Source organism: Catenisphaera adipataccumulans, assembly GCF_014202755.1.
GTDB lineage: Bacteria > Bacillota_I > Bacilli_A > Erysipelotrichales > Erysipelotrichaceae > Catenisphaera > Catenisphaera adipataccumulans.
On sequence record NZ_JACHHK010000002.1, the window covers coordinates 372,884 to 385,951 of the forward strand.

Below are 13,068 nucleotides of genomic sequence, written 5' to 3' on the forward strand. Positions count from 1 at the left end.
ATCATGCACAAATTCATTAAATTAATAATATATAAACGTTCAAAACGAACATTTGGAGGTGGAAATATGAAATGTACTGCAGTCGGCGATATGCTGCTCAAGGAAAGTGACTTTCGCTCTGCTTTACAAGATTTGCCCGGCATCATAAGCTATCAAGGCCTGGAATGGAAGGCGGACATGGATCGTACGGCCATGCGGGAACTGATCCGTAAGATCGAGACGGAGGGCAGTGAAGCTTATTCCCTGCCGGAAGAAATCTATCAGGCCATGATCGACAGTGATGTTCTTTTTGTTCATCTTTGTCCTGTCGGCAAAGACGTCATCCGCAACGCGTCTCATCTGAAATATATCTTTTCAGCGCGCGGCGGACTGGAGAACATTGCCGTCAAGGAAGCGCAGGCAAAAGGCATCCACATCATTCATTGTCCGATGCACAATGCCCATGCGGTCGCCGAAATGACGATCGGAATGATGCTTTGTGAAAGCCGGAATCTGGCCCGTGCGGATGAAGCGTTGAAAAACCATATTTGGCGCGAACAGTATCCAAATTCCGGTCACATTACCGAACTGCGCAGCATGACGATCGGCATTATTGGATTCGGAACCATTGGACGATTGGTTGCTGAGCTGCTTCAGCCGTTCCATACAATGATTTACGCCAATGATCCATTTGTGCCGGCCGATGAAATCAAAAAAGCCGGCTGTGTGCCGGTCGATCGGGGCACCTTGCTGAAGCAGTCCGATATCATCACGCTTCACGGCCGCATCGGTCCGAACGATCCGCCGCTGATCGGTGCCGAAGAACTGAAGAAAATGAAACCGAATGCGTATTTGATCAACACGGCCCGGGCGGTGCTCGTTGATATGGATGCGTTGGCCGATGCGTTGAAAAACCATCAGATCCAGGGAGCGGCACTGGATGTATTTCCAAGCGAACCGCCGCAGTTCGATCATCCGATCTTCAAGCTGGATAATGTCACCTTGACCAATCACCGCGGCGGAGATACCGTCGATTCCTATCGTCGGGCGCCGGAATTATTGGCAGATATGTATCGCGAAGTCATGGAAACCGGAAAAACAAGGACGATGTTATGAGAATAGAAGAAACCAAATTTTTTCAAGAATACATCGACATGGCCATGCATGGGGATGAAATGGGATGGCATGAGCGCAACGGCGGCAATTTTACCTATTGGCTGAAGGAAGAAGAAGTCGATGCAGTTCGTGATCAGCTGCATCCTGGAAACTGGCTGCCCATTGGTACAGAAGTTCCCAAGCTGCAGAATGAATATTTTCTGATCAGCGGCACCGGACAGTTTTTCCACAACATGCGCCGCGATCCGATGCATACATGCGGCATCATTCAGGTCGATCCGACCGGCACGCAGTACAGAATCTGCTGGGGGCTGCTGGACGGCGGCCGTCCGACCAGCGAACTGCCGACCCATTTAATGAACATGGCCGTGCGCGCCGTGCATACAAACGATAGGAACCGTGTGATCTATCACTGTCACTGTCCGAATGTCATCGCGATGACATTTCTGCTGGAACCAGATGCCGATTTATTTTCCAAAGAGTTATGGGAATCGATGACCGAATGTCCGATCATCTTCCCGGAAGGTGTCGGCGTTGTACGCTGGATGGTCCCCGGCGGCCGGGAAATCGCGGAAGCCACAGCTGCCTGCATGGAACGGTACAATGCCGTTATTTGGTGTCATCATGGCATCTTCTGCTCCGGGCCGGACTTTGATACGACGTTCGGCTTGATGCATACGATCGAAAAAAGCGCGGAAATCTGGATCAAGATCCATTCTTGTGCGGATCATAAAAGACAAACCATCACCCGGCAGGATTTCATCCGTCTGGCCGATGCGTTCCATGTCACATTAAATCCAGATGTACTGAAACGATGTGTGTAAAAGCTTGCACAAATCATTGAACGACTCTACTCTTTAATGAAAGCGCTTAACAAAATACAATGAAGATGTAAAAAATAGCGCTATTAAAGTAGGAAGGGCAAGATATGATTTGGGAAGATTTGAATGAGGACATAATTGTATTTCAGTCCGATGCGAGCACTTCAGATGAAGTGTTCGAAACATTGGGAAAGATCCTGATCGATAAAGGATATTGTAAAGACTCTTATGTTCAAGCTTTAAAAGATCGGGAAAAGGAATATCCCACAGGCATTAATGTCGGCGGATTTGGAATCGCAATTCCGCATACAGATCCAGAACATGTCATTCGTGAAACAGAATCGATCCTGACATTAAAAAAACCGGTTCGTTTCACACAAATGGGAAGCACCGATATCCCGGTAGATGTGAAATTGGTGATGATGCTGACGATCAAAGATCCGAAAGCACACATCAAAAAATTGCAGCGAATTATTACGTTGGTACAAGATCAGCAGCTGCTGAAAAATATCTATGACTCAGATAGTGCTGATCGTGTCATTCAGTTGATCAAAGAAAAAGAAGATGCAATAGAAAAGGAGAGCGAAAATCTATTATGAAACAAGTTAGTATTTTATCCGTCTGCGGATCTGGAACGGTTACCAGCAGTACCGTGGCCGCAAAGTTGAAGGAAAGATTAGGTAAGGAAGGCTATCAAGTTTCTACGACCGAATGCCGTCCGACCGAAGCGCTGAATCTGGCGCAGTCCGGCCGTTTTGACATCATCGCTCATACCAGCCCGTTACAAAAAGGCGACTATGGTATTCCGGCTGTCAATGCCTTTGCGGTCATCACCGGAATCGGCGAAGAAAAATTCTATCAGGATATTCTGGCTGCTTTGAAATCAGTCGGTAAATAAAAAGTAAAAAGAAAGAGGTATAAAGTAAATTATGGTAGTGCTTGAGTTCTTAAAGTCAATGATCGATAACTTCGGAGCGGCTATTATCGTCCCGATCATTATCATCATCATTGCATTGATTTTCCGTGTAAAGTGGCAGAAAGCCGTTATGTCCGGCTTGTATGCAGCGGTTTCACTGGAAGGTATCTCCTTGATGGTCGGTGCCTTCACACCAATTATCACACCTTTGGTTCAGAACATGGCCGATGTCATGGTCAACATCACCGGTGTCAATTTGAATGTATTCGATGTCGGTTGGCAGGCGACGAGCTTGGTTGCCTTCTCGACCAGTGCCGGCATGATTTATCTGGGCTTGGGTATTGTCCTGCAGACGGTTTTGTTCCTGATCAAATGGACAAAATGCTTCCAGCCTTCGGATTTGTGGAATAACTATTCCTACATGGTTTGGGGTGCCATGGTCATCGCTGTTACGGGCAACTTCCCGCTGGGTATTGCCTGCATGATCTTGTGCAACTTGTACAGCTTATTGGTAGCGGATATGCTGGCAAAACGTTGGTCGACATATTATCAGTATCCAAACTGCACCATTATCGCGATGCACAACATCGAGCCAGGTATCTTTGCCATCGTGCTGGATCCGGTCCTGAACCTCCTGCATATGAATAAACTGAAATGGAACCCGCAGTCCATTCAGGAAAAAATCGGTTTCTTAGGCGAGCCGATGACGATTGGTTTCATCTTAGGTGCTTTGATTGGTTTATTAGGAAACATCACATCCTTAGGAACGATGGAAGCTTGGGGCTCGATCTTCACAGCTGCTGTTGCAACGGCTGCGATCATGGCCATCTTCCCGAAGATCACCGGATTCTTTGCGCAGGCATTCGCGCCGATCACAGAAGCTGCCCGTCAGTTTATGGGCGATACCTCTGAGCGTGAATGGTACATCGCCGTCAACGATGCCGTTGGATATGGTGAACCGGCAACCTTGACCTGCGGTCTGTTATTGATGCCGATCATGGTATTGATCGCCTTCTTCTTGCCAGGCAACCAGACATTGCCAGTTGTTGACTTGGTCGCTATTCCGTACATGGTTGAGGGATTGGTTGCTGTTTATAACGGTAACATGGCCAAGGTCATCGTTACCGGTGCAATTTGGTTCAGCTTAGGTCTGCTGATGTGCTCCGCAACAGCGCCGATCTTTACCGAAGTAGCCAAAGAAGCAGGATATGCCATTCCGGCAGGAGCTGCTATGATCACCAGCTTCAACATCTTAGGTAAACCGTTGGTTGGTTTGGTCTTCTTCGCTTTCTTATCCGGCAATCCGATGCTCATTGGTTTAGCCGTTGTTGTATACGCAATTGCTTATATTTGCTACCGCAAGAACGATAAAAAACTTGAGGATCATCTGGAAACAATGGCTGCGAAGAACGCTGCGTAAAAAAATGATTCAGGAAGGAAATATATATGAATGTAGACTTACAGAAAGTTCGTGAATTATGCGATCCATCAAGGGATCAGAAAATATTCGTGGATGATATCATCATTGAAAAAGGTGCTTTAAAGCACCTTCCTTCCATTATGAAGGAAAAATATGGCCAGTTTAAAAATGTCGTCATGATCTGTGATCAAAATACCTATGAAGCAGCCGGAAAAAAAGTGGAACAACTGCTGCCGGCCATTCATACAGTGATTCTTGATCCGACCGACCTGCATGCCAATGAGATTGGTGTTGCGGCTGCAGAAAAGGAACTGAATCAATATGGTGATGTTGATTTCATGATTGCCTGCGGTTCCGGAACGATCCATGATATTACTCGTTATCATGCATACAACCGGAAGATCAATTTCTTATCCATTCCGACGGCAGCCAGCGTCGACGGTTTCGTTTCTACCGTGGCGGCGATGACCTGGCATGGTTTCAAGAAAAGCTTTACGGCTGTCAGCCCGGTCTTTGTCTTAGCGGACAGTGAGATCTTCTCTCATGCGCCGGCTCGTCTGACCGCCAGCGGCGTCGGTGATTTGATCGGCAAATATACAAGTATTTGTGACTGGAAGATCGCACATGCGGTGACCGGTGAATACATCAGTATGCCGGTCGTCGAATGGGAACAGGAAATTCTGAAAGATTTAATTGATAACCTAGACGGCATCGGCAAGCACGATTTCAAGGCATACGAAAACTTGATGTACGGTTTGCTGCTGAGCGGACTGGCCATGCAGATGATCGGCAATTCCCGCCCGGCATCCGGCGCAGAACACCATTGTTCCCATTTGTGGGAAATGGCTGCGATCAATGAGCCGATCGATTTCCTGCACGGCGAAAAAGTCGGTGTGGGACTGTGCCTGGTCAGCGCTGTATACAAACGGGCATTAGCGAAGTTAAAGGAAGGAAACTATACAGTGAAATCCCACATGGATGTGGAGACGGACTTTATCAAGGAACATTTTAAGAATGAAACGCTGCAGAAAGCCATTCTGGAAGAGAATACACCGAACTTGATGGCCGATATCACGGCGGATCAGCTGAAAGCCAAAGAAGCTGAGATCATTACGATCTTGGAAGAACTGCCAAGCGCAGAACAAATCATTGGCTGGATGAAGAAAGTCAACGCCTTGACAACGATCGAAGAGTTGACGTTGGATGAATCGCTGCGTCCGCTGACTTTGAAACTGAGTCCGTATGTACGTCAGCGTCTGACCTTCATGCGGCTGCTGAAATTCTACGATTTCTACGACGAAGTAATCGAGGGATAGCGTATGCTGGAACAACTGAAACAAGAGGCCCTGAACGCAAACTTGCTGCTGCCGAAGTATGGTCTGATTACTTTTACCTGGGGAAACGTCTCAGCTATTGACCGGGAAAAAGGAATCGTAGCCATCAAACCAAGCGGCGTCCCGTATGATACAATGAAGGCCGAAGATATTGTATTGGTCGATTTGGATGGTCATATCGTGGAAGGGGATCTGAATCCAAGCAGTGATCTGCCGACCCATCTGGAATTCTATCGTCAGTGGAAAAACATCGGCGGGGTCGTTCACACTCACTCGCAGTGGGCCACTGCCTTTGCACAGGCAGGTCTGGATATTCAGGCTTTAGGTACGACCCAGGCAGATTACTTCTATGGCAATGTGCCTTGCACCCGCTGCATGACAGATGCAGAAATCAACGGCAACTATGAACTGGAAACCGGAAAGGTGATCGTTGAAACATTCAAAGAACGGAATATCGATCCTGACCAGATGCCGGGCGTCCTGGTCCATTCGCATGGTCCATTTACCTGGGGCACAGATGCAGAAAATGCCGTACACAATGCTGTCGTGTTGGAACAATGTGCGAAGATGAATGCGATCTCTACATTATTAAAAGACAACCACATCGATGATATGCAGCCGGTGCTTTTAAACAAACATTATCTAAGAAAGCACGGTCCGAACGCTTATTACGGACAGCACAAATAAATTATGCTGACAGACTTAAATGAAATCAAACAACGCCTGCAGACCATAAAAACCTTCATCCTCGACATGGACGGAACGATCTATCTGGGCAATGATATTTTTCCCTATACGCATCGCTTTTTAGATCGTGTCGAAGAAACCAACCGCAGCTATTATTTCTTCACCAATAATTCCTCCAAAGATCTGCAGGCCTATATCGATAAGCTGGACAAGATGGATATTCCCATCACCAAGGAACAGATGATGGTCTCCACGGATGTCATCCTGGAATATTTAAGCAGCCATCATCCCGGTGCCAAGCTGTATGTCGTCGGTACGCCGGCTCTGTTACGGGCGTTCACGACCGCTGGCTGGACCTTGGATGATGAAGATCCGGATGTCGTGATCCTCGGCTTTGATACGACCCTGACCTATGAGAAGTTAAGCAAGCTATGTACCTTCATCCGACACGGCAAGACGTATTACGGCATCAACCCGGATCTGAACTGTCCGGTGGAAGGCGGCGAGTTCATCCCGGACTGCGGCAGCATCGCCCGCTGTGTGGAATCGAGTACCGGCGTGTATCCGGAATTTTTCGGCAAACCGAGCCGCCGGACGTTGGACTATATTGTCAAGGCGACCAGTCTGAAACCGGGAGAGATCGCCATTGTCGGCGACCGACTGTATACGGATATCGCCGTAGCCGACAACAGCGAGGTGCTGAGCATTCTGGTGTTGAGCGGTGAAACAAAGAAGGAAGATGTACCGAAAAGCAAGCATCAGCCGGATGTGATGGTGGATGACATCGGCGTGCTGGCGGATTTGCTTGAATGATCAATTCCCCGAAACTTCGGGGAATTTTTTCTATATGTCAAAAGAAAAAGAGACCTTGCGGTCTCTGATTCATGCAAACCTGTTTGAGATGAAATGGATCATCGCATCCAGGTTTTTCTTTTGGTCTTTCATATCAGTACCGGCGGCACCGTTTGACCAATCAAAGGAGAGAGATTCTTTCTCAAACCTAAACTGGATGCTGCACCGGAGCAGGCCTTTTTTAATGGAGGCAGAGGTTACATCTGTAAGAGGAATAGAGAAGCCTGCTGTCGTACGTGTAACATCCAATGGATTGAGCGTAACAATATTGAGATGTTTTTTTGTACATCCCACATAACAATATATATTGCTCATACCGATTTTTTTATCGGAACGTATGACTTCATATTTTTCCAAGATCGGCGACCAGCTGCGCAGTGTCGCCCATGTCCTGGCACCGTATTTTTCATCTGCTGCCAAGAGCTTTTTCAGCTCCGCATTGCGGCTTTCCGTACTAAGAGATAAAGACATGTTTATATCCTTTCCGCTGCCTTCTGCAGCGCAGCAACATTGCCCGCAAGATCCGCTGATTTGAACAGTCCCGAAGAACCGCACGTAAAGACATCGGCACCGGCTTTGACACACTCTCCGATCGTGCCGTCATGGATATTGCCGTCCGCTTCGATCGGAATGCTTAAACCGGCTTCATTCAGCTGCCGGCGCATTTCCCGAATGTGGTCCAGCACCGGCGGCTGGAATGACTGACCGGAAAATCCCGGCTGTACGGTCAGTTTCAGAATGCCTTCGGTTTGTGCTGCATAATGAAGAAAATCATCCGGCACCGGTGTGTCGCAGCGAAAACCAAGCAGCACATGCACGCCTTGCTGCTTCAAAGCAGAGATCGTTTCATCCAGATCGATGTCGCTTTCATAATGCAGAATAAAACGATCGGCGCCAATGCGTCGGAATGCATTGATATAAGGCTGCGGGCTGATGCAGGCTAGATGCACATCGATGGGCAGGGTGGTTTCTTTGCGGAATACCTCATACATCAGATCGCCGAAATCCAGACAGCAATTAAACTGGCCGTCCACCACATCGTAGTGATACCCTGTGATACCGCAAGTGTTTAATGCATGCATCTGCTGTTCAACGTGCAGCAGATCCATACAGGAAAGAGACGCATGAATCTGGATCATAGGCTGTTCAGTCCTTTCAGCACCAAGGCTTCATACGGCGAATTTTTACAATGGGTCCGTGCCTTTTCGAAATAGGTACGGCTCATTTTTTTATTCTGCTGATTCAAATACTGCAGTCCGATCAAATATTCGTAGATCCCGATGCGGACCCGGTTGGCTTCCTTCGAATAGGCATCTTCCTTCTGCTGCAGCGTTTCCAGGCGAGTTTGTACCTCTTCGATATGGTTGCTCTTATGATCGACCATTACGTCGTACATCAGCTGCATGTTCTTGGTGCTGCCTTCTTTGCCGGAGGCTTTGCATTTTTCCAGCATGACAGCGGCTTTTTCATGTTCGCCGGTTTCCAAATACGTATAAAATGCCCGCTGCGCCAGCACATAGGTTTGTTTTTTGTTCATACGCAGCTGATCGAACATTTTATCGAACTGGGCTTCGATCTTCTCTCTGTCGCCCTGCATCATGAATGCATTCAGACGCAGGAATTCCCGGTTGTATGGACTAAATGTAAACATACACCAGAATCCGTCCAGCTTCTTCTGGGCTGCATCATAATTCTTATTGGATAAATCATTCATGATTTTTTTGTACATGACTTGCCGCATGATCTGCGGAATCAGAATCAGCACCAATACGATGATTCCAACAATAACCACGATATTTTTCATGACTGTCCTCCTACTTCAAACTCAGTTCCAGATCTTCTTTGCAGACTCTTAGGAATTCGTCAAATGATTTCGATGTCACCATTTTTTGTTTCAGATTGTTATTGAAGAGCAGCGGTGACAAGTATTCCCAGGCACGGAATGCTTCCAGATTGTTGTGCTGGATGCAGACCAGGAAAACAATATTGACATGATTGCCTTCACGATCCCAGACGACCGGTTTTTTTAAAATGACTTCACCGATGAACGATGCCTCACCAGAAAAATGCATGGGGTGAAGAATGGCGATGGAGTTGCCGAAATACGTGCTGCCGAACTGTTCGCGCAGCTCGATTTCATTCTGCAGTTCCGGACAATGGTACAGCTCCATTGCTTTATTGACCAGCCAGTTTTGGATATTTTCTTTTTTCTTGAAATCATGCACATAGAACAGGCGCGAATCAAATAAATCGACAATGTCGTCCGCGTTGCGGAATCCTTCGATCCGTACCTTCATCATTTCCAGTTCGTTGGTATCCGGGAAAGAGCTGATCTTCATCGCCAGTCCGGATTCGGTTGCCCGGTTGTCTTCAGTCGAGAAGAATAAATCATATTCATCCAAATCAAGATCATCCAGTTCTTCGCTTGTCACGAACGTGATCGAAACAATATATTTTTGGAACTGGTCATACAAATACTGCTCCAGCAGGAAATATTCCGAACGTTTCAGATTTGTGATGATGCAGATCCGCTTGCTGCCGCGGAACGCTGCCGATTCCATGACGCTTTTATTGAAATAAATGGCCAAAAAGGCGGTTTCTTCTTCTTTGATCTGGATCGAATACTGTTTCGAAAGCAGATAAGAGAAATATGTCGCAATATCAAATGCGTATGGATAACTTTGCTTGATATAATCCAACATTTCGTTTTTGACCTGAACGTTGTTGCGCGCTCTGGAAATCAACGGAACACAGTGCATCGCCAGAGAAATACGCAGGTTGACATCGTGCGTAAAATCCGTCGGATACATCGTGTGGATCTTTTCTAAGGCGTCGACGATAAAGTTGTTCAAATCCTCCGAGATATAATCGGTATTGCTGTAATTGCCATGATTGTTGATGTATAACGCAAGAAAATCAATTTCTGTCTGCGGACCGCGGATCAAAAAGTGCTTTTCGATCTGTGCAAAAACTTCCTTGGCGATACTCAGTTCTGTTTCTACCGGATGGGTCTGATCAATATCATCTTCGTTCAAGTAGAAAAATTTCTGAATACGTTTGATGGAAATGTTCAGCCATAAAACGACATTTTGGAACTCAACATCTGAAATCGGATAACGTCGTTTCAGCAATTCTTTCAGAAGAATATTGTGTAGGTATTCCAATTGTTCTGAATAAGAAACATGGACATCTGACTTTTTTAGAAGCTTTAGATGATAAGCATTATTTTCCATTAAACAAATCCGTTTATCGCGTTCCAGTCCGTCTACGTATACGTAACCTTTCGATTGGATCAATCGAAGAGAATATTTATCTAATAGCTTTTCCATTTCTTTTAAATCACCAATTAAAGTTGATTTCGATACAAAAACGGCCTCTGCACATTTGTTTAAAGAAATACTTTTATGTTGATAAAAAAGAAAATGCAGCAATTTTTCAATCCGATCTTCTCTGTAATTTAAAGAATTGATATCTGTTTGTTTTTTTAAGTCTTCAAACGATTGATAAAAAGAATCGGTATTTGTAACGATTAAACGGGTTCCGAAAGGAACCTTCGTTTCTACAATGAAAGAATCTTCATTTTCCTGAGCATATTCTTTAATTGCTTTTATATCATTTTGGATCGTGCGCAAGCTCACATTGAATGTGTTCGCAAAATAGTTTGCTTTCATCCATTCTCCGCTTCGATTGTTCAGCTCTACCAGAATCATCATTTGACGTTTTGAAAGCATTATTCCCCTCCTGATTATCTGTAAGCAATAATAATTATACGTTTCATAGCAATTACATCATAACGGATATAAAAAAAATCAGAAACCACCTTTTTCATAATTAATATGTAATAAATGTGAAACCGTTAACATTTTTGGATTTCATAATAATTCTGCAAATAAGAACATATTTTACCAAAAAAATTTTCTATACTTGATAGCGAACAAGTTAACAAGTGATTGGAACGAAAAGGAGGCTTCAATAAGGCAGCTTTAATTAATTTTTTAACCAATGCTTTTTCTCGACAGCAGCAGGATGAGCAGCGGGAAATAGGAAAAGCAAAAAAATATTTTTATTGATTCTGTTAAAAAAAATAAACATAGTTAAATGAAAGCGGTTGCATAATTACTACGCATTTTATTGTAAAAATAAAAAATGAATATTTATTACAATGAGGTCGTAAACAGAGAGAAAAGCCGCTTTTGAAGGGAGTTTACGAATGCAAATTATTTTAGTATCACATGGTTCTTTTTCTAAAGGTTTATATGAAACAATGGAAATGGTTTTAGGCCCGCAAAAGAAACTTTCTTATGTTGGGTTGTATCCAAAAGAAGGAATTGACACATTAAAAGAAAACATTGAAAAAGAGTTCAACAAAGCCGAAAGCGGGGAAGAAATTTTAGTTTTGACCGATTTATTCTACGGCAGCCCGTTCAACGCTGTTGTCCAACTGATGAATAAATATGATATTTATCATTTAACGGGCATCAACGTACCGTTGCTCATGGAAATCTTGATCATGAGGAACAACGGGAAAAATGCCGAAGAAATTTGTGCCGAGGCCATGAAACTGGCCGGCAGCACAGTTCAGGATGTTCGGAAATATCTGGAAGATATGATGGAAATCGGAGAGGAGGATGATGAAGAATGCGAAACATCGTTTTAGCCAGAGTAGACGACCGATTGATCCATGGAGAGGTCGTGACCGCTTGGACACCGAGCTTGAGCGCAAACCGGATCGTCATTGTTGATGATACGGTTGCAGCGGACAAATTCAACAAGCGAATTCTGATGTCACTGGCTCCGCAGGGGACCAAAGTAGCGGTTTTGACCGTAGCCGGCGCAACCAAGGCGCTGCAGAAACCAGATCCGGGTGGAGAAAGAGTCATTGTTTTGACAAAAACTCCAATCGTATTTGAACAATTGATCAACGGCGGCGTTGATATCAAAGCGGTCAACTTAGGCGGCATGGGAATCCGCGGAGATCGCAAACCGTTTATCAACAATGTTTCTGCCAGCCCGGCGGAAGTTGATTCCATTCGACGCATGAAAGAAAAAGGCGTCAATGTGTACTATCAGCTGGTACCGGAACAAAAAGTGGTAGACATTTCAAATTTATTGTAAAAATGAGAGGAGAATGAGAGGAGAAATTAGAAAGTTATGAGTATTTCGGTTTTACAAGCAGTACTGCTGGGTATCTTGTACTGGATTGGTGAAGCCAACCTGCCTTTCGTCGGACTGTGGACCATTCAACGTCCGTTAGTCTGCGGCTGGATCGCCGGAATCATTTTGGGTGACCCGCTTACAGGTGCGATGGTCGGAGCTTCGATCAACTTAGTTTATTTGGGATTTATTTCTGCCGGAGGTTCAATGCCTGCGGATATGGCATTGGCAGGAACGCTGGGTGCAACCTATGCGATCACCGGTAATTTGGATGCGAAAACAGCCTTGGCATTAGCCGTACCTATTGGTATTTTGGGAACCTTGGTATGGTATACGCGTATGACGCTGGATTCTGTATTTGTTCACTTAGGTGATCGTTTTGTTGATAAAGAACAATACAATAAATTGTGGATCGCAAACGTATTATTGCCGCAGATCATGTCTGCAGCCATTTGTATCATCCCATGCTCATTGGCTGCTTATTTCGGTGCAGCATACATCGAAGACTTTGTAGATATGCTGTCGGGTACACCGCTGACGATCTTCCAGATCATTGGTGGTATGATGCCGGCATTAGGAATCGCGATCACATTACAGTACATTTTCAAAGGCGAAAGCCGTGCATTCTTGTTCTTAGGATTTGTCATTGCCGTTTATTCCGGCCTGGGCCTGCTGCCGTTAGGTGTCATCGCTCTGTTAATGGCAATCGTTTATACACAGTTAGCTTATAAACAGCACGAAGATAAGTCGAAAGCTGCTGAAGAAGCAGATATGGAGGAGGATTTCTAA

Annotated in this window: 15 protein-coding genes; 11 read left to right on the top strand and 4 right to left on the bottom strand. The window is 45.3% G+C overall.

Translation table 11 applies throughout. The features are described from left to right. The first annotated feature begins 66 nt into the window (after positions 1-66). The 8 genes from HNQ47_RS03865 to HNQ47_RS03900 all read left to right on the top strand — a co-directional run bounded on the left by HNQ47_RS03865 (position 67) and on the right by HNQ47_RS03900 (position 7,086). On the top strand, positions 67-1,095 hold the full coding sequence (locus tag HNQ47_RS03865; protein ID WP_183327694.1) for a 2-hydroxyacid dehydrogenase: 1,029 nt from the start codon (positions 67-69) through the stop codon (positions 1,093-1,095). Beyond that, positions 1,092-1,919, top strand: coding sequence for a rhamnulose-1-phosphate aldolase (gene rhaD, locus HNQ47_RS03870; RefSeq protein ID WP_183327696.1), 828 nt, complete (start codon positions 1,092-1,094; stop codon positions 1,917-1,919). The genes HNQ47_RS03865 and rhaD overlap by 4 nt, the downstream gene beginning before the upstream one ends. A 104-nt stretch (positions 1,920-2,023) precedes the next feature. After that, a complete protein-coding gene (locus HNQ47_RS03875) occupies positions 2,024-2,515 on the top strand; it encodes a PTS sugar transporter subunit IIA (protein WP_183327698.1) in 492 nt (163 codons plus the stop codon). After that, complete coding sequence (locus HNQ47_RS03880; protein ID WP_183327700.1) at positions 2,512-2,814, top strand: PTS sugar transporter subunit IIB; 303 nt, start codon at positions 2,512-2,514, stop codon at positions 2,812-2,814. Before HNQ47_RS03875 ends, HNQ47_RS03880 begins: the two co-directional genes overlap by 4 nt. A gap of 31 nt (positions 2,815-2,845) precedes the next feature. Further along, complete coding sequence (locus tag HNQ47_RS03885) at positions 2,846-4,252, top strand: PTS galactitol transporter subunit IIC (RefSeq protein ID WP_183327702.1); 1,407 nt, start codon at positions 2,846-2,848, stop codon at positions 4,250-4,252. A 26-nt stretch (positions 4,253-4,278) separates the two neighbouring features. After that, entirely contained in the window at positions 4,279-5,568 is a 1,290-nt protein-coding gene (locus HNQ47_RS03890) for a sn-glycerol-1-phosphate dehydrogenase (protein ID WP_183327704.1), read from the top strand. Between the two features lie 3 nt (positions 5,569-5,571). Beyond that, positions 5,572-6,273 carry an L-ribulose-5-phosphate 4-epimerase gene (gene araD / locus HNQ47_RS03895; protein WP_221248001.1) on the top strand — a complete coding sequence of 234 codons (702 nt, stop codon included), beginning with the start codon at positions 5,572-5,574 and terminating at the stop codon, positions 6,271-6,273. A gap of 3 nt (positions 6,274-6,276) precedes the next feature. Beyond that, positions 6,277-7,086, top strand: a complete 810-nt coding sequence (locus HNQ47_RS03900; RefSeq protein ID WP_183327706.1) for an HAD-IIA family hydrolase — start codon at positions 6,277-6,279, stop codon at positions 7,084-7,086. A gap of 69 nt (positions 7,087-7,155) precedes the next feature. Here the strand turns inward: HNQ47_RS03900 and HNQ47_RS03905 are convergent, their stop codons facing one another. From HNQ47_RS03905 to HNQ47_RS03920, 4 genes are read right to left on the bottom strand one after another with little or no spacing between them, the layout of a single operon-like run. Beyond that, positions 7,156-7,545, bottom strand: coding sequence for a hypothetical protein (locus HNQ47_RS03905; protein ID WP_246346043.1), 390 nt, complete (start codon positions 7,543-7,545; stop codon positions 7,156-7,158). Positions 7,546-7,598: 53 nt separating this feature from the next. Then, positions 7,599-8,264 (bottom strand): ribulose-phosphate 3-epimerase, encoded by a 666-nt coding sequence (locus HNQ47_RS03910; protein ID WP_183327711.1) that lies wholly within the window; start codon positions 8,262-8,264, stop codon positions 7,599-7,601. After that, positions 8,261-8,929 (bottom strand): hypothetical protein, encoded by a 669-nt coding sequence (locus HNQ47_RS03915; RefSeq protein WP_183327713.1) that lies wholly within the window; start codon positions 8,927-8,929, stop codon positions 8,261-8,263. The genes HNQ47_RS03910 and HNQ47_RS03915 overlap by 4 nt, the downstream gene beginning before the upstream one ends. 10 nt (positions 8,930-8,939) lie before the next feature. Next, positions 8,940-10,856 (bottom strand): BglG family transcription antiterminator, encoded by a 1,917-nt coding sequence (locus HNQ47_RS03920; RefSeq protein ID WP_183327715.1) that lies wholly within the window; start codon positions 10,854-10,856, stop codon positions 8,940-8,942. A 479-nt stretch (positions 10,857-11,335) separates the two neighbouring features. On the opposite strand from HNQ47_RS03920, the gene HNQ47_RS03925 reads away from it, so the two are divergent. Genes HNQ47_RS03925 through HNQ47_RS03935 form a run of 3 tightly spaced genes read left to right on the top strand, consistent with a single transcriptional unit; the run spans position 11,336 to position 13,068 of the window. Beyond that, positions 11,336-11,782 carry a PTS sugar transporter subunit IIA gene (locus tag HNQ47_RS03925; RefSeq protein WP_183327717.1) on the top strand — a complete coding sequence of 149 codons (447 nt, stop codon included), beginning with the start codon at positions 11,336-11,338 and terminating at the stop codon, positions 11,780-11,782. Next, positions 11,764-12,240, top strand: coding sequence for a PTS sugar transporter subunit IIB (locus HNQ47_RS03930; RefSeq protein WP_183327719.1), 477 nt, complete (start codon positions 11,764-11,766; stop codon positions 12,238-12,240). Before HNQ47_RS03925 ends, HNQ47_RS03930 begins: the two co-directional genes overlap by 19 nt. A 36-nt stretch (positions 12,241-12,276) precedes the next feature. Further along, a complete protein-coding gene (locus tag HNQ47_RS03935) occupies positions 12,277-13,068 on the top strand; it encodes a PTS mannose/fructose/sorbose/N-acetylgalactosamine transporter subunit IIC (protein ID WP_221248003.1) in 792 nt (263 codons plus the stop codon).